Annotated in this window: 14 protein-coding genes; 10 read left to right on the top strand and 4 right to left on the bottom strand. The window is 53.9% G+C overall.

Annotation, left to right across the window (positions count from 1 at the left end; translation table 11 throughout):
* The first annotated feature begins 34 nt into the window (after positions 1-34).
* The 3 genes from znuA to lpxM all read left to right on the top strand — a co-directional run bounded on the left by znuA (position 35) and on the right by lpxM (position 3,406).
* Positions 35-979: a zinc ABC transporter substrate-binding protein ZnuA gene (gene znuA, locus P0H77_RS12890; protein WP_276165123.1), complete on the top strand. Its 945-nt coding sequence runs from the start codon at positions 35-37 to the stop codon at positions 977-979.
* 15 nt (positions 980-994) lie between these two features.
* The gene (gene mepM / locus P0H77_RS12885) at positions 995-2,314 is read left to right on the top strand and encodes a murein DD-endopeptidase MepM (RefSeq protein ID WP_276157288.1); all 1,320 of its coding nucleotides are present in this window, start codon (positions 995-997) and stop codon (positions 2,312-2,314) included.
* A gap of 117 nt (positions 2,315-2,431) precedes the next feature.
* Positions 2,432-3,406: a lauroyl-Kdo(2)-lipid IV(A) myristoyltransferase gene (gene lpxM, locus P0H77_RS12880; RefSeq protein ID WP_276157287.1), complete on the top strand. Its 975-nt coding sequence runs from the start codon at positions 2,432-2,434 to the stop codon at positions 3,404-3,406.
* A 79-nt stretch (positions 3,407-3,485) separates the two neighbouring features.
* Here the strand turns inward: lpxM and pyk are convergent, their stop codons facing one another.
* Positions 3,486-4,928 carry a pyruvate kinase gene (gene pyk / locus P0H77_RS12875; RefSeq protein WP_276157286.1) on the bottom strand — a complete coding sequence of 481 codons (1,443 nt, stop codon included), beginning with the start codon at positions 4,926-4,928 and terminating at the stop codon, positions 3,486-3,488.
* 105 nt (positions 4,929-5,033) lie between these two features.
* Entirely contained in the window at positions 5,034-5,924 is an 891-nt protein-coding gene (locus P0H77_RS12870; RefSeq protein ID WP_276157285.1) for a MurR/RpiR family transcriptional regulator, read from the bottom strand.
* Positions 5,925-6,281: 357 nt separating this feature from the next.
* Here P0H77_RS12870 and zwf point away from each other — a divergent pair, with 357 nt between their 5' ends.
* The 3 genes from zwf to kdgA all read left to right on the top strand — a co-directional run bounded on the left by zwf (position 6,282) and on the right by kdgA (position 10,468).
* Entirely contained in the window at positions 6,282-7,757 is a 1,476-nt protein-coding gene (gene zwf, locus P0H77_RS12865) for a glucose-6-phosphate dehydrogenase (RefSeq protein ID WP_194206607.1), read from the top strand.
* A gap of 219 nt (positions 7,758-7,976) precedes the next feature.
* Complete coding sequence (gene edd, locus P0H77_RS12860) at positions 7,977-9,788, top strand: phosphogluconate dehydratase (protein ID WP_276157284.1); 1,812 nt, start codon at positions 7,977-7,979, stop codon at positions 9,786-9,788.
* A 38-nt stretch (positions 9,789-9,826) separates the two neighbouring features.
* Positions 9,827-10,468 (top strand): bifunctional 4-hydroxy-2-oxoglutarate aldolase/2-dehydro-3-deoxy-phosphogluconate aldolase, encoded by a 642-nt coding sequence (kdgA, locus tag P0H77_RS12855; RefSeq protein ID WP_276157283.1) that lies wholly within the window; start codon positions 9,827-9,829, stop codon positions 10,466-10,468.
* A 34-nt stretch (positions 10,469-10,502) separates the two neighbouring features.
* Here the strand turns inward: kdgA and purT are convergent, their stop codons facing one another.
* Positions 10,503-11,681: a formate-dependent phosphoribosylglycinamide formyltransferase gene (gene purT / locus P0H77_RS12850; RefSeq protein ID WP_276157282.1), complete on the bottom strand. Its 1,179-nt coding sequence runs from the start codon at positions 11,679-11,681 to the stop codon at positions 10,503-10,505.
* 140 nt (positions 11,682-11,821) lie between these two features.
* On the opposite strand from purT, the gene P0H77_RS12845 reads away from it, so the two are divergent.
* From P0H77_RS12845 to ptrB, 4 genes are all read left to right on the top strand, one after another.
* On the top strand, positions 11,822-12,109 hold the full coding sequence (locus tag P0H77_RS12845; protein ID WP_276157281.1) for a YebG family protein: 288 nt from the start codon (positions 11,822-11,824) through the stop codon (positions 12,107-12,109).
* 79 nt (positions 12,110-12,188) lie between these two features.
* Complete coding sequence (yebF, locus tag P0H77_RS12840) at positions 12,189-12,548, top strand: protein YebF (protein ID WP_276157280.1); 360 nt, start codon at positions 12,189-12,191, stop codon at positions 12,546-12,548.
* A 99-nt stretch (positions 12,549-12,647) separates the two neighbouring features.
* Positions 12,648-13,307 (top strand): tellurite resistance TerB family protein, encoded by a 660-nt coding sequence (locus P0H77_RS12835; RefSeq protein ID WP_276157279.1) that lies wholly within the window; start codon positions 12,648-12,650, stop codon positions 13,305-13,307.
* A gap of 87 nt (positions 13,308-13,394) precedes the next feature.
* Entirely contained in the window at positions 13,395-15,455 is a 2,061-nt protein-coding gene (ptrB, locus tag P0H77_RS12830; RefSeq protein ID WP_276157278.1) for an oligopeptidase B, read from the top strand.
* Here the strand turns inward: ptrB and exoX are convergent.
* Positions 15,452-16,114 carry an exodeoxyribonuclease X gene (gene exoX, locus P0H77_RS12825; RefSeq protein WP_276157277.1) on the bottom strand — a complete coding sequence of 221 codons (663 nt, stop codon included), beginning with the start codon at positions 16,112-16,114 and terminating at the stop codon, positions 15,452-15,454. The two genes, ptrB and exoX, sit on opposite strands and share 4 nt — an antisense overlap.
* Positions 16,115-16,142 lie beyond the last annotated feature (28 nt).

The following is a 16,142-nucleotide window of genomic DNA, read 5'->3' as shown; positions in this document are numbered from 1 at the left end:
AATTCACCTATCCATTATGATTATAAGTCGCATTATGTTACATAAAAATACGTTTCTTTTCGCTGCTTTATCCGTAGCACTTTGGGGTAGCGCAGCACAGCGTGCGGATGCTGCGGTAGTCGCTTCGATCAAACCACTGGGTTTCATTGCTTCAGCCATTGCTGACGGCGTAACAGACACGCAAGTTTTACTGCCGGATGGTGCTTCCGAGCATGACTATTCTCTGCGTCCTTCCGATGTAAAACGCTTACAAAACGCAGACTTAGTGGTCTGGATTGGGCCGGATATGGAAGCGTTCATGACCAAATCCGTTAAGGGTACGCCGGAGGCAAAAAAAGTCACTATTGCTGAGCTGGCAAAGGTGAAACCGCTGCTGCAAAAAGGGTCAGACGATGATGGCGATGAGCACGATCACGATCATGATGATGGTGAAAACAGTGACCATCATCACCATCACGGGGATTATAACATGCATCTATGGTTGTCCCCGGAGATCGCCCAGGCCAGTGCGGTTGCAATCCATGAAAAATTAGTGGAACTTATGCCGCAAAGTCGAGCCAAACTTGACGCCAACCTGCAGGCATTCGAGGCGCAACTCGCCGCTACCGATAAGCAGGTGGGTACTGAGCTGGCACCGTTGAAGGGTAAAGGTTATTTCGTATTCCATGATGCCTATGGCTATTACGAAAAACATTATGGGCTGACCCCGCTTGGCCATTTTACCGTGAATCCCGAAATTCAACCCGGTGCTCAGCGTTTACATGAAATCAGAACACAGTTGGTTGAGCAAAAAGCAACCTGCGTTTTTGCTGAGCCACAGTTCAGGCCAGCGGTCGTTGAAGCGGTCGCCAGAGGCACCTCCGTTCGAATGGGAACGCTGGATCCTCTTGGCACCAGTATCAAGTTGGGTAAAGAGAGCTATAGCCAGTTCCTGACCCAGCTTGCGAATCAGTATGCGAGCTGCCTGAAAGGAGATTAACGAGGAAGTGAATACGTGCAACAGATAGCCCGCTCTGTCGCCCTGGCATTTAATAATCTGCCCCGACCTCATCGCGTCATGCTGGGGTCGCTTACTGTTCTCACATTAGCGGTCGCCGTCTGGCGACCCTACGTCTACCATCCTCAGTCCGCGCCGATTGTTAAAGTTATCGAGCTGGAGAAAAATGAGGTCAGGTCGCTGCTTCCCGAAGCCAGTGAACCTATCGATCAGGCACCGCAGGAAGATGAAGCCATCCCGCAGGATGAGCTGGATGACAAAATCGGTAACGAATCCGGCGTACATGAATACGTGGTTTCAACCGGCGATACCCTGAGCAGCGTGTTAAATCAGTACGGTATTGATATGGGAGATATCACTCAGCTTGCCGCATCTGATAAAGAGCTGCGTAATTTAAAAATCGGTCAACAGCTTTCCTGGACGCTGACGGCTGACGGCGATTTACAACGTCTGACCTGGGAAATGTCCCGCCGCGAAACCCGCACGTACGATCGTACCGCCAACGGTTTTAAAATGAGCAGCGAGCTGCAGCAGGGCGACTGGGTTAACAGTAGCCTGAAAGGAACCGTTGGATCAGGTTTTATTGCCAGCGCGAAGGCCGCAGGGCTGAGCAGTGCCGAAGTTAGTTCGGTAGTGAAAGCGATGCAGTGGCAGATGGATTTCCGCAAAATGAAGAAAGGCGATAAGTTTGCCGTTCTGATGTCGCGTGAAATGCTGGACGGGAAAGCCGAACAAAGCCAGCTTCTTGGCGTCCGTTTGAGCCTTGATGGTAAAGATTATTACGCTTTCCGCGCAGAAGACGGTAAGTTCTATGACCGTACCGGTACCGGGCTTGCGAAGGGCTTCCTGCGCTTCCCGACGTCACGTCAGTTCCGCGTGTCTTCCAACTTTAATCCGCGTCGCCTGAACCCGGTGACGGGGCGCATTGCTCCGCATCGTGGCGTCGATTTTGCGATGCCGCAGGGAACACCAGTGCTCGCCGTCGGTGACGGTGAGGTCGTGGTGGCAAAACGCAGCGGGGCGGCAGGGTATTATGTGGCGATCCGCCATGGCCGTACCTATACCACCCGCTATATGCACCTGCGTAAACTGCTGGTTAAACCGGGGCAAAAAGTTAAACGTGGCGATCGCGTAGCCCTCTCCGGCAATACCGGACGCTCTACCGGTCCACACCTGCACTATGAAGTATGGATCAACCAGCAGGCGGTGAATCCGTTGACGGCGAAGCTGCCGCGCACCGAGGGCCTGACCGGCAAAGATCGTACTGATTATCTGGCGCAGGTTAAAGAGGTGATGCCACAACTGCGTTTTGATTAAAAAGCAGTCATATAAAGCCGGTGACCTCAGCGCACCGGCTTTTTCTTTTGTGCGTCACCCACAGCCTCGCTACACTAAGACATTATTTCTGACGTCACTTCTCAGACCGGAACGTGCATGGAACCTAAGAAAAACAATAGTGAATTTATTCCAACCTATGAGAAACGCTTTTTGCACCCGCGTTACTGGGGGGCATGGCTGGGCATTTTTGCCTTTGCAGGTATCGCCCTGACCCCTCCGGCCTTTCGCGATCCGCTTTTAGGCAAGCTGGGACGTCTGGCAGGAAGGCTGGGTAAGAGCGCCCGCCGCCGTGCGCAGATTAATCTGCTTTATTGCTTTCCTGAAAAGAGCGAACAGCAGCGTGAAGCGATTATTGACGATATGTACGCGACCGCGCCGCAGGCAATGGTCCTTATGGCTGAGCTGGCATTGCGTAAAGCAAAAAAGGTGCAGGATCGTATTCTCTGGCAGGGGAAGGAAATCATTGATGAGATGCGGCTCAACAATGAAAAAGTTATTTTACTGGTACCGCACGGCTGGGGCGTGGATATTCCGGCGATGCTGATGGCATCGCAAGGGCAACAGGTTGCAGCCATGTTTCATAATCAGGGAAATCCCGTCTTTGATTATGTCTGGAATAAGGTCCGGCAACGTTTTGGTGGCCGCTTACATCCGCGTAACGACGGTATCAAACCCTTTATTCAGTCTGTACGCCAGGGCTACTGGGGATATTATCTGCCCGATCAGGATCACGGCCCTGAACAGAGCGAATTCGTCGATTTCTTCGGTACCTATAAAGCAACGTTGCCCGCCGTGGGCCGTCTGATGAAAGTGTGTAAGGCGCGCGTCGTGCCGCTGTTCCCGGTCTACGACAGTAAAACGCACTGCCTCACCGTTCACGTTCGCCCGCCGATGGACGACCTGTTGACCGCCGACGATTGCACTATTGCCCGGCGCATGAATGAAGAGGTGGAAAAGCTGGTAGGGCCAAATCCGGAGCAATATACCTGGCTTTTAAAACTGCTGAAGACGCGTAAACCTGGCGAGACCGAGCCGTACCGGCGGCGGGAGTTGTATCCGAAGAAGAAATAGAAAAAGGGTCTCTGATGAGGCCCTTTTTTATGGGAAAGACCCGGCGTAATCCCACCGGGTCAGAATCAACTAACGTTGCTTACTGCACCGTCAAAATACGCGTCGTATTCGTCGTACCAATGGTGCTCATTACATCGCCCTGGGTCACGATCACCAGATCGCCCGACACCAGATAACCTTTATCGCGCAGCAGATTAACCGCGTCGGTCGCGGCGACCACGCCGTCATTGGCGCTGTCAAAATAGACCGGCGTCACGCCACGGTATAGCGCGGTCAGGTTCAGCGTGCGTTCATGGCGGGACATGGCAAAGATCGGCAGGCCGGAACTGATACGCGAGGTCATCAGCGCGGTGCGGCCCGATTCGGTCATGGTGATAATCGCCGACACGCCTTTGGTGTGGTTAGCCGCATACATTGCCGACATCGCAATCGCTTCTTCTACGTTATCGAATTCAATATCGAGGCGGTGTTTGGAAACGTTGATGCTCGGAATTTTTTCTGCGCCCAGACAGACTCGCGCCATCGCGGCGACGGTTTCTGATGGATACTGCCCGGCAGCGGTTTCTGCAGACAGCATCACGGCATCGGTGCCATCCAGCACGGCGTTTGCCACGTCCATCACTTCCGCACGGGTCGGCATCGGGTTGGTGATCATCGACTCCATCATCTGCGTCGCGGTGATCACCGCACGGTTCAACTGACGGGCACGACGGATAAGCGCTTTCTGGATACCCACCAGTTCCGGGTCGCCGATTTCCACGCCCAGATCGCCACGCGCAACCATCACTACGTCGGAGGCGAGAATAATGTCATCCATTGCGTCCTGAGTTGCCACGGCTTCCGCACGTTCTACTTTGGAGACGATTTTTGCATCGCAGCCGGCATCGCGTGCCAGACGGCGGGCATAGTTCAGATCTTCGCCGCAGCGCGGGAAGGAGACGGCCAGATAATCCACGCCAATCTGCGCCGCGGTAACGATGTCTGCTTTATCTTTTTCGGTCAGCGCTTCAGCGGAAAGGCCACCACCCAGTTTGTTGATGCCTTTGTTATTGGACAGTGGGCCACCCACGGTCACTTCGGTGAAGACTTTCAGCCCCTGAACTTCCAGCACCTTCAGTTGCACGCGGCCATCGTCGAGCAGCAGAATGTCACCCGGCACCACGTCGGAAGGCAATCCTTTATAATCGATACCGACTTTTTCTTTATCGCCTTCACCTTTACCCAGATTGGCATCCAGCAGGAATTTATCCCCGATATTGAGGAACACTTTTCCCTCTTTAAAGGTTGATACGCGAATTTTAGGGCCCTGCAAATCGCCGAGGATCGCCACATGGCGACCGAGTTTAGCGGCAATTTCACGAACTTTATCGGCACGTAATTTATGGTCTTCCGGGGTGCCGTGCGAGAAATTCATCCGCACAACGTTAGCACCGGCGGCAATAACTTTTTCGAGGTTATTATCGCGATCGGTTGCCGGGCCTAACGTGGTAACAATTTTGGTTCTGCGAAGCCTTCTGGACATGTAATACTCCGTTGACTGAATCAATTTGTGGTGTTGCCTGAACAGGAATTCGGCGGTTCTGCGTTAAAACAACACTGCAAGAACTTAACCGAATGACGCAATAAGTTACAGCTTTGTTATCGTTTTTCTGGGGAGATCCCCATAAGTATGTAGTGCTTTATCAAAACGCGATTCTTTTAACGCTTCTTTGACACGCTTCAAGTTATCTCTGAATTTTGCCCCCCGACGCAAGGTAAATCCGGTAGCCAGCACGTCAATGACGGTCAATTGCGCTAATCGGGAAACCATAGGCATATAAATGTCGGTATCTTCCGGTACATCAAGGGTGATAGCCAGCGTGGCTTCATGGGCAAGCGGCGTACCTGGCGAGGTAATCGCAATGACCATGGCGTCATTCTCACGCGCCAGCTCTGCCAGTTCGACCAGCGTTTTGGTGCGGCCGGTGTGGGAAATCAACACTACGACATCATCATCGCTACAATTCATACAGCTCATGCGTTGCAGAACAATGTCGTCGGTGTAAACGACCGGGACGTTAAAGCGGAAAAATTTATTCATCGCGTCATGGGCGACGGCAGCGGAAGAACCCAGCCCAAAGAAGGCAATTTTTTTGGCCTGGGTCAGTAGATCGACGGCGCGGTTGACGGCGGCCATGTCCAGAGACTGACGCACATGATCGAGGCTGGCCATGGCTGATTCAAATATTTTCCCGGTATAGGACTCGACGCTGTCGTCTTCATCCACATTGCGATTCACATAGGGCGTCCCGTTGGCAAGGCTTTGCGCAAGGTGCAATTTAAAATCGGGAAAGCCGCGGGTATCCATGCTGCGGCAGAAGCGGTTGACGGTCGGCTCGCTGACGCCGGCTTCCACCGCAAGCGCCGCGATGCTGGAATGGATGGCCTGTGCAGGGGCGGTAAGAATAACTTCCGCCACTTTACGCTCGGATTTGCTAAGGTGTTCCAGTTGAGACTGAATTTTTTCCAGCATATTCATTATTTACGGTGCGCTCACGGTGATAAAGGATCGCTTAATAAGTAGAATTGTCGTGCGTTTAAGCACGAATATACCCCGGCGACATCGCGAACGGTGAAGAGAGGCGGCAAAATGGTGTTGTTTTTTTTCATTACATGATCGCGGTCGGATTTCAGGCACAACATTCCGGACAAAAGTAACAGGAAAATGAGGGAGATGCCTAAAGCGCAGCCCGCGCGTTTTCCCAATTATGCCTTTTACTGGCACTCGCCAGGGGCAAGGGTTTCAGGTTATTGGTAAACACAGTACAGTGCAGTGTAAGAAAATTACAAGTAAGACCTGGCATAAGTACCAGGATGTCCAATTGAGGAGAATGACATGGCGGTAACGCAAACGGCTCATGCATGTGATTTGGTTATCTTCGGCGCGAAAGGCGATCTGGCACGTCGCAAATTGCTGCCTTCCCTGTATCAGCTTGAAAAAGCAGGCCAAATTCATGATGACACCCGTATTCTGGGCGTAGGACGGGCGGACTGGGATAAAAAAGCCTATACCAGCGTTGTCCGTGAGGCGCTGGAAACCTTCATGAAAGAAAAAATCGATGAGGGCCTGTGGGATAAGCTCAGCGCCCGTCTGGATTTCTGCACATTGGATGTCAATGATACGGCGGCATTTTCGCGTCTGGGCAAAATGCTGGATCAGGAAAATCGCGTCACGATTAACTATTTTGCCATGCCGCCAGATACTTTTGGTGCCATTTGCAAAGGGCTGGGTAAGGCGAAGCTAAATGCCAAACCCGCGCGCGTGGTGATGGAAAAGCCGCTGGGCACCTCGCTGGAAACCTCTCGCGATATCAACGACCAGGTCGGGGAATATTTCGAAGAGTGCCAGGTCTATCGTATTGACCATTACCTTGGTAAAGAGACGGTACTTAACCTGCTGGCGCTGCGCTTTGCCAACTCACTGTTTGTGAATAACTGGGACAATCGCACCATTGACCACGTTGAAATTACCGTGGCGGAAGAGGTGGGTATCGAAGGTCGCTGGGGCTACTTTGACCAGGCCGGTCAGATGCGCGATATGATCCAGAACCACCTGCTGCAAATTCTGTGCATGATTGCCATGTCTCCGCCAGCCGATTTGAGCGCGGACAGCATTCGTGATGAAAAAGTGAAGGTGCTGAAGTCACTGCGCCGCATTGATCGTACCAACGTGCGTGAAAAAACGGTGCGCGGGCAATATACCGCCGGATTCGCACAGGGTAAAAAAGTGCCGGGGTATCTGGAAGAAGAGGGCGCGAATAAGTCCAGCCATACGGAAACCTTTGTGGCGATCCGCGTCGACCTCGATAACTGGCGTTGGGCGGGCGTACCGTTCTATCTGCGCACCGGTAAACGTCTGCCGACCAAATGTTCTGAGGTGGTGGTCTATTTTAAAAACCCGGAACTCAATTTGTTTAAAGAGTCGTGGCAGGAGCTGCCGCAGAACAAGCTGACCATTCGTCTGCAACCGGACGAAGGGGTTGATATTCAGATCCTCAACAAGGTACCGGGGCTGGATCACAAGCATAATCTGCAAACCACCAAACTTGACCTGAGCTACTCCGAAACCTTCAACGAAACGCATCTGGCAGACGCCTATGAACGCCTGCTGCTGGAAACCATGCGTGGGATCCAGGCGCTGTTTGTGCGTCGTGACGAAGTGGAAGAGGCGTGGAAATGGGTGGATTCTATTACCGAAGCCTGGGCTGCCGATCAGGATGCGCCAAAACCGTATCAGGCGGGGACCTGGGGACCGGTTGCCTCAGTGGCGATGATCACCCGCGATGGCCGTTCCTGGAACGAGTTCGAATAATCCTTGCGGGTTATTTTACCGGTAACATGATCTAACTCAGATTGTCGCGCGATTTTCGAACATTTAAGCCCTGCGTGGATTTCCCCGTAGGGCTTTTTTTATTACACTACGGCCAGTAATTTACCTCTGAGCTGCGCTAATCCTGCCGATACGCTATTTACCACGTAGTGAATGTCCGCTTATGGTGCCGCTGACAAGATTAAATGTTAAGGAGCTTTTATGAATCCTCATTTGTTACGGGTAACAAAACGAATTATTGAACGTTCACATAAAACCCGCTCTGCCTACCTCGCTCGCATTGACGCAGCCAAAAGCAGTACCGTACAACGTTCAACGCTTGCCTGTGGAAATCTGGCGCATGGTTTTGCGGCCTGCCAGCCGGATGACAAAGCGTCCTTAAAAAGTATGCTGCGCAACAACATCGCCATCATTACCTCCTATAACGATATGCTTTCAGCGCATCAGCCCTATGAGCGTTATCCGGATATTCTGCGCAACGCCCTGCACGAGGCGAATGCGGTCGGGCAGGTGGCTGGTGGCGTACCGGCAATGTGTGACGGCGTCACGCAGGGGCAGGACGGGATGGAACTCTCTTTACTGAGCCGCGAAGTGATCGCTATGTCCGCGGCGGTAGGGCTGTCGCATAACATGTTTGACGGCGCGCTGTGGCTTGGCGTGTGCGATAAAATTGTTCCCGGTCTGGCGATGGCGGCGCTCTCTTTTGGTCATTTGCCGTCGGTGTTTATTCCCTCGGGGCCGATGGCCAGCGGTCTGCCAAATAAAGAAAAAGTCAGGATCCGCCAGCTTTATGCCGAAGGTAAGGTTGACCGAATGGCGCTGCTGGAATCAGAGGCTGCGTCGTATCATGCGCCAGGCACCTGTACTTTTTATGGTACGGCGAACACCAATCAGATGGTGATTGAGTTTATGGGGATGCAATTACCCGGCTCCTCATTCATTCAGCCCGATGCTCCCCTGCGCGAAGCGTTAACGTCTGCCGCCGCGCGGCAGGTGACGCGCCTGACCAGTAACGGCGCGGAATACATGCCGCTGGGTAAAATGATCGACGAAAAGGTAGTGGTCAACGGGATTGTGGCGCTGCTGGCAACAGGCGGTTCTACCAACCACACCATGCATCTGGTGGCGATGGCGCGGGCAGCAGGCATTATTATTAACTGGGACGACTTCTCCGATCTGTCCGCTATCGTGCCGCTGATGGCGCGGTTGTATCCTAACGGTCCGGCAGATATTAATCACTTCCAGGCCGCAGGCGGTGTGCCGGTGCTGGTCCGCGAACTGCTGAAAGGCGGTCTGCTGCATGAGGATGTCAACACCGTCGCGGGCTTTGGGCTTTCTCGCTATACGCTGGAGCCGTGGCTTAACGAAGGCAAGCTGGAATGGCGGGAAGGCGCAGAGGCTTCGCTGGATACCAGCATTATTGCTTCCATCGACACGCCCTTTTCTCAGCATGGCGGCACGAAAGTGATGAGCGGCAATCTGGGACGTGCGGTAATGAAGACGTCTGCGGTGCCGGTTGAAAATCAGGTGATTGAAGCGCCAGCCGTGGTTTTCGAGAGCCAGCATGACGTGCTGCCAGCTTTTGAAGCCGGTCTGCTGGATAAGGACTGCGTTGTGGTGGTTCGCCATCAGGGACCAAAAGCGAACGGTATGCCAGAATTACATAAACTTATGCCGCCACTTGGTGTATTATTGGACCGCTGTTTCAAAATCGCGTTAGTGACCGATGGCCGCCTCTCTGGCGCGTCGGGTAAAGTGCCCTCGGCTATTCATGTGACGCCGGAAGCGTATGACGGCGGATTGCTGGCAAAAGTGTGTGATGGCGACATGATCCGCGTGAACGGACAGACGGGCGAGCTGACGCTGCTGGTCGATGAACAGGAACTTGCGAGCCGACAGCCGCATATTCCTGACCTGAGCGCACTGCGTGTGGGGACGGGGCGTGAACTGTTTAGTGCACTGCGTGAGAAGCTATCCGGTGCCGAGCAGGGGGCAACCTGCATCACTTTTTAAGATGATAAATTTGTAATTCTGGCGAGAGAAAAAGTCTGATGAAAAACTGGAAAACAAGTGCAGAAGCAATCCTGACCACCGGTCCGGTTGTACCGGTTATCGTAGTGAACAAGCTGGAACACGCTGTTCCGATGGCGAAAGCGCTGGTTGCAGGCGGCGTGCGCGTACTTGAAGTGACGCTGCGTACCGCGTGTGCAATGGACGCTATCCGCGCGATTGCGAAAGAGGTCCCGGATGCGATCATCGGTGCCGGTACCGTGCTGAACGCGCAACAACTGGCGGAAGTGACCGAAGCAGGTGCGCAGTTCGCCATCAGCCCTGGTCTGACCGAGCCGCTGCTGAAAGCGGCAACCGAAGGAACGATTCCGCTGATCCCGGGCATCAGCACCGTTTCTGAACTGATGCTGGGGATGGACTACGGTTTGAAAGAATTCAAATTCTTCCCGGCGGAAGCTAACGGCGGCACGAAAGCGCTGCAGGCGATCGCGGGCCCGTTCTCCCAGGTTCGTTTCTGCCCGACGGGCGGTATTTCTCCGGCAAACTACCGTGATTATCTGGCGCTGAAAAGCGTGCTGTGTATCGGCGGTTCCTGGCTGGTGCCGGCGGACGCGCTGGAAGCGGGTGATTATGACCGCATTACCCAACTGGCGCGTGAAGCCGTCGAAGGCGCGAAGCAGTAAGTCGACAATGACGGGCGCTTACGCGCCCGTTTCTTTATCCCGCTACCTTGATGTTTGCCGCCGCCGTTTTTGCCCGTGCGATGGCGTCTTCAACATTCTCACCGGTTGCCAGCGTCACGCCTAAACGACGCGTGCCTTCAATCTCCGGCTTACCAAAAAGACGCACCTGCAAGCCTGCGCCGGTAGCAGCCTCGACGTGACTAAACGTAATGTTCTGGCTGGTCAACTGCGGCAGGATCACTGCCGACGCTGCCGGGCCATACTGACGGATGCCGCCCACTGGCAGGCCGAGGAAAGCGCGAACGTGCAGGGCAAACTCTGACAGATCCTGCGAAATTAACGTCACCATCCCGGTATCATGCGGACGCGGTGAGACCTCGCTGAAAATAATCTCGTCGCCGCAGACGAAAAGCTCCACGCCAAACAGACCAAAACCGCCGAGGGCAAGTACCACGTCGCGTGCAATGGCGTGTGCCCGCTCCAGCGCAAGCGGGCTCATCTGCTGGGGCTGCCACGACTCGCGATAATCGCCATCTTCCTGACGGTGTCCTACTGGCGCACAGAAATGGACGCCATCCACCGCGCTTACGGTCAGCAGGGTGATTTCAAAATCAAAATTCACCACCCCTTCAACGATAACCCGTCCCGCTCCGGCGCGTCCCCCCTGTTGGGCATAGCGCCAGGCCTCGCTGAGCCGATCTTCTGTTCGAATAAAAGATTGCCCTTTACCGGAGGAACTCATCACCGGTTTCACAATGCAGGGCAGGCCAATTTCGCGCACGGCCTGCAGGAAACTGTCTTCATCACTGGCAAAGCGATACGCCGAGGTAGGAAGCGATAATGTCTCCGCCGCCAGCCGACGAATGCCTTCGCGATTCATCGTCAGTTGCGTAGCGCGGGCGCAGGGCACCACTTTCTGTCCGGACTGTTCCAGTTCAACCAGCATATCGGTTGCGATGGCTTCAATCTCAGGCACGATATAATCCGGTTTTTCGGCTTCGACCAGCGCCTTCAGCGCCTCACCGTCCAGCATATTAATGACGTGCGCACGGTGCGCGACGTGCATGGCGGGAGCATCGGCGTAGCGATCGACCGCAATTACTTCCAGTCCCAGGCGCTGACACTCAATCGCCACCTCTTTTCCTAATTCGCCAGAACCTAATAACATCACGCGAGTGGCTGCCGGGCGCAGCGCGGTACCTAATTGAATCATGACCTTTCCCCTTAATGCATTTGCGCGCAGTATAAACGAAAACGTTTGCGTCTGTCTTTGCCGGCATGCTTTTCACCGATTGATTCGCTGAAAATGAGGTGTTATACTGTATAAAATTACAGTGATATGGGGCTGCAAAAATGGCGGTTGAAGTTAAATACGTTGTGATCCGTGAAGGTGAGGAAAAAATGTCTTTTGCCAGCAAAAAGGAAGCCGATGCTTATGACAAAATGCTCGATCTGGCGGAAGTGCTGGGGAACTGGCTTGGTCAGTCGCCGGTAACGCTGGAAGACGATCAGCGTGAAATCATGGCGATGTGGCTTGCCGAACAAAAAGATGTGCTCGCTAATCTGCTGAAAGCCGGAAAATTGCCTGCGCCTAAAGCCGTGAGTGAGGATGCGCCCGCGAAGCGGACCAAAGCGGCGTAATAGCCACTTGCACTCCCGCCGTTTTGTACCATGCTTTTTCTTTAACCCCTGGGTAATAACGGGTCTTAAGGAGAAAACAATGAATACGCGTGGAGCGTTTTTCTGTCTGCTGCTGCTGGCCGGGAGTGCGTCAGTGCACGCGGTGAGTCAGGATCCGCATTCGAAGACGGTCAAGTTTCCCAACTGTGAAAAGCTGGATGCGGATGGCATTGCGGCAAGCGTGAAACGTGACTATCAGCAAAACCGCATCGTCCGCTGGGCTGAAGATCGGCAGAAAATCGGCCAGGCCGATCCCGTGGTGTGGGTAGACGCCAATGAAGTGACGGGAGAGAAAGGCAAATGGAAAGTGCCTGTCACCGTACGCGGTAAGAGTGCGGATATCCACTATCTCGTGCAGGTTGATTGTGCCGCAGGCAGTGCCAGCTATCAGAGCCGGTAGTCGACAGTAATTTGCGCACCTTTTGCCGGCTTGACAATTTCTGACGTCCCTTCGCTTATTCTGAACTTATCGTTATCAGTAACTGAAGGGACCATCCGTATGGCAAACTGGCTTAATCAGCTACAGTCTCTCCTGGCGCAAAATGGCGCCTCCTCTTCCTCCTCTGGTACGCAGGGGCTGAATAAGCTGCTGGTACCCGGTGCGCTTGGCGGTCTTGCCGGTCTGCTGGTGGGCAATAAATCATCCCGTAAGCTTCTCAGTAAATATGGCTCTGGCGCGTTATTGATGGGCGGCGGTGCCGTTGCCGGGACCGTATTATGGAATAAATACAAGGACAAGATCCGCGACGCGCATCAGGAGGAACCGCAGTACGGCAGGCAAAGCAGTCCGCTCGATAAGCGGACGGAGCGACTCATTCTGGCACTGGTATTTGCCGCAAAGAGCGACGGGCATATTGACGACCGCGAGCGGGAAGCTATTGAACTGCAGATGCGTGAAGCGGGTGTTGAAGAGCAGGGTAGAGCGCTGGTGGCACAGGCCATGGATCAGCCTCTCGATCCGCAGCGACTGGCACGCGATGTGCCGAATGAAGAAGAAGCCCTCGAGTTATACTTCCTCAGTTGTGCTGCTATTGATGCCGATCATTTTATGGAGCGCAGCTATCTTAACGCCCTCGGTGATGCGCTGAAAATACCCCAGGAAGTGCGTAATGGGGTGGAACAGGATCTTAAGCAGCAAAAACAGTCGCTTCCTGAGTAATTTGTGCGGAAAGTGCCGGCGTTCCGCTTGCATCGCTGGCGTCTTTTGCCAACCTTATAGGATGTAAAAACGCAAAAGAACCGATCTATGCCACCGAAAGCCAGACGTATACCGCACAATATAACCCTCCACGGCGACACACGTACCGATGATTACTATTGGCTGCGCGATGACTCGCGTTCCGATCCTGAGGTTCTTGATTATTTACAGCAGGAAAATAGTTACGGTCATCGGGTCATGGCGTCGCAGCAGGGGCTTCAGGATCGTATTTTGCAGGAAATTGTCGCGCGTATCCCGCAGCGAGAGGTGTCTGCTCCCTGGACCCGAAACGGCTATCGCTACCGGCATATTTATGAGCCCGGTTGCGAATACGCTATTTATCAGCGCCAGTCGGTGCTGCTTGCGGAATGGGATGAGTGGGAGCTATTGCTGGACGCCAATAAACGCGCGGCGCACAGCGAGTTTTACACCCTCGGAGGCATGGCGGTTTCTCCGGATAATACCATTATGGCGCTGGCGGAAGATTATCTGTCGCGGCGTCAGTACGGCCTGCGTCTGCGTAATCTGCAAACCGGTAACTGGTATCCGGAATTGCTGGATAACATTTCCCCTGATTTCGTCTGGGGCAATGATTCGCTGACGCTTTATTACGTGCGTAAACACCCGGTCACGCTGCTGCCGTACCAGGTCTGGCGGCATATGGTGGGCACCTCATCGGCATCGGATGAGCTGATTTACGAAGAGCGCGATGAGACCTTTTACGTCGGCCTGCATAAAACCACCTCGCAGCATTTCATTGTGATTTATCTCTCCAGCGCCACCACCAGTGAGATTTTACTGCTGGATGCATCGCTGGCTGACGCGCAGCCACATCCTTTTCTGCCGCGTCGTAAAGATCATGAATACAGCATCGACCATTACCAGCATAAATTTTATATTCGCTCTAACCGCGACGGTAAAAACTTTGGTCTTTACCGCAGCCGCGTGCGTGATGAACGGCAATGGGAAGTCCTCATTCCAGCGCGGGAAGACATTATGCTGGAAGGTTTTACGCTCTTTACCGACTGGCTGGTGGTGGAAGAGCGCCAGCGAGGGCTGACCAGCCTGCGGCAAATTAATCGTAAAACGCGGGAAGTAACCGGCATCGCCTTTGACGATCCGGCATATGTCACCTGGCTGGCCTACAATCCGGAGCCGGAAACCTCGCGTCTGCGCTACGGCTATTCATCCATGACCACGCCCGATACGCTGTTTGAACTGGATATGGATACCGGTGAACGTCAGGTGTTAAAGCAGTCAGAAGTGGCTGGTTTTGACAGCAGTCTCTATCGCAGCGAGCATCTGTGGATCACCGCGCGTGATGGCGTTGAAGTGCCTGTGTCGCTGGTTTATCACCGGCAGCATTTCCGCAAGGGTAAAAATCCGCTCCTGGTTTACGGCTACGGATCGTATGGGACCAGTATGGATGCCGATTTCAGCAGTAGTCGCCTGAGCCTGCTCGATCGGGGATTTGTTTTCGCTATTGCGCATGTGCGCGGCGGCGGAGAACTGGGGCAGCACTGGTACGAAGACGGTAAATTCCTGAAGAAGAAAAATACCTTCAACGACTACCTTGATGTCTGCGACGCGTTGCTCAGACAGGGCTACGGCGATCCGACATACTGCTTTGGCATGGGGGGAAGTGCGGGCGGCATGTTAATGGGTGCCGCCATCAATCTGCGTCCGGACCTGTTTCGCGGTGTCATTGCTCAGGTGCCGTTTGTCGATGTGGTGACCACCATGCTGGATGAATCTATTCCGCTCACCACCGGTGAGTTTGAGGAGTGGGGCAATCCGAAGGACGAAACCTATTATCACTACATGAAAAGCTATAGCCCTTATGACAACATCGATGCGAAGGCCTATCCGCATTTGCTGGTGACAACAGGGCTGCATGATTCACAGGTGCAGTACTGGGAGCCGGCCAAGTGGGTGGCGCGGCTGCGCGAGCTGAAAACCGACGAAAATTTGCTGCTGCTCTGTACTGATATGGACTCCGGGCACGGCGGCAAGTCCGGGCGCTTTAAGAGCTATGAAGGTGTCGCCATGGAATACACGTTCCTCATTGCACTTGCCCAGGGCACGCTACCCGGAAATGCGGAGCGTTAAGCTTTGTCGAGATAGTGCTTGAGCGTCAGGCGCATCTCCGGACTCATTCGGTCGAGATTGTTGAATAGCCAGCGCAGATAGCCCGGATCGCGCTCGGCGACTTCAGCGACCGGTTTGCCCCGGTATTTTCCAAAGCTGAACGTTGAAATAAGCCCCGGACGCCCGGTCACGTCGACCATCTCTTCCGGCGTCCACCCCGTGGTGTTAATAATATCGATCAGGAGCGCGGCCGTAATATAGCAATCGTACAGCGCACGGTGATGATGCAGGCCCGCTGGCGTTTGCACGTTCAGATTACGCGATTTATACAGACCAATGTTGCTGTATTTGATCCCCGGCCACAGGCGGCGTGCCATTTTCATGGTGCAAATCCACTCACCACTCATCTCAGGTAATACCCGACGATCAAAACTGGCGTTGTGCGCGACATACCACGGACTGCCCTGATAAAACGGTAGAACGTCTTCAATCCACGGCTGATCGGCGACCATCGCTTCAGTGATCCGGTGGATAGCCATTGCCTGCGGGCTGATGGGGCGGTCCGGGCGAACCAGATGGCTCATGGGGTTGGTGATCTTTCCGTCCACCACGTCCACCGAGGCGATTTCAACCACTCCTCCCTGCAAATCGCAGGTTTCGGTATCAATAACGCGCAGCATGGTTTACTCCTGAATTAGCCTAAAAAAT

It is taken from the genome of Superficieibacter sp. HKU1, from assembly GCF_029319185.1.
Classification (GTDB): Bacteria; Pseudomonadota; Gammaproteobacteria; order Enterobacterales; family Enterobacteriaceae; genus Superficieibacter.
The sequence above is the reverse complement of the archived record's forward strand: the minus strand, read 5'-3'. Positions and strand labels throughout refer to the sequence as shown.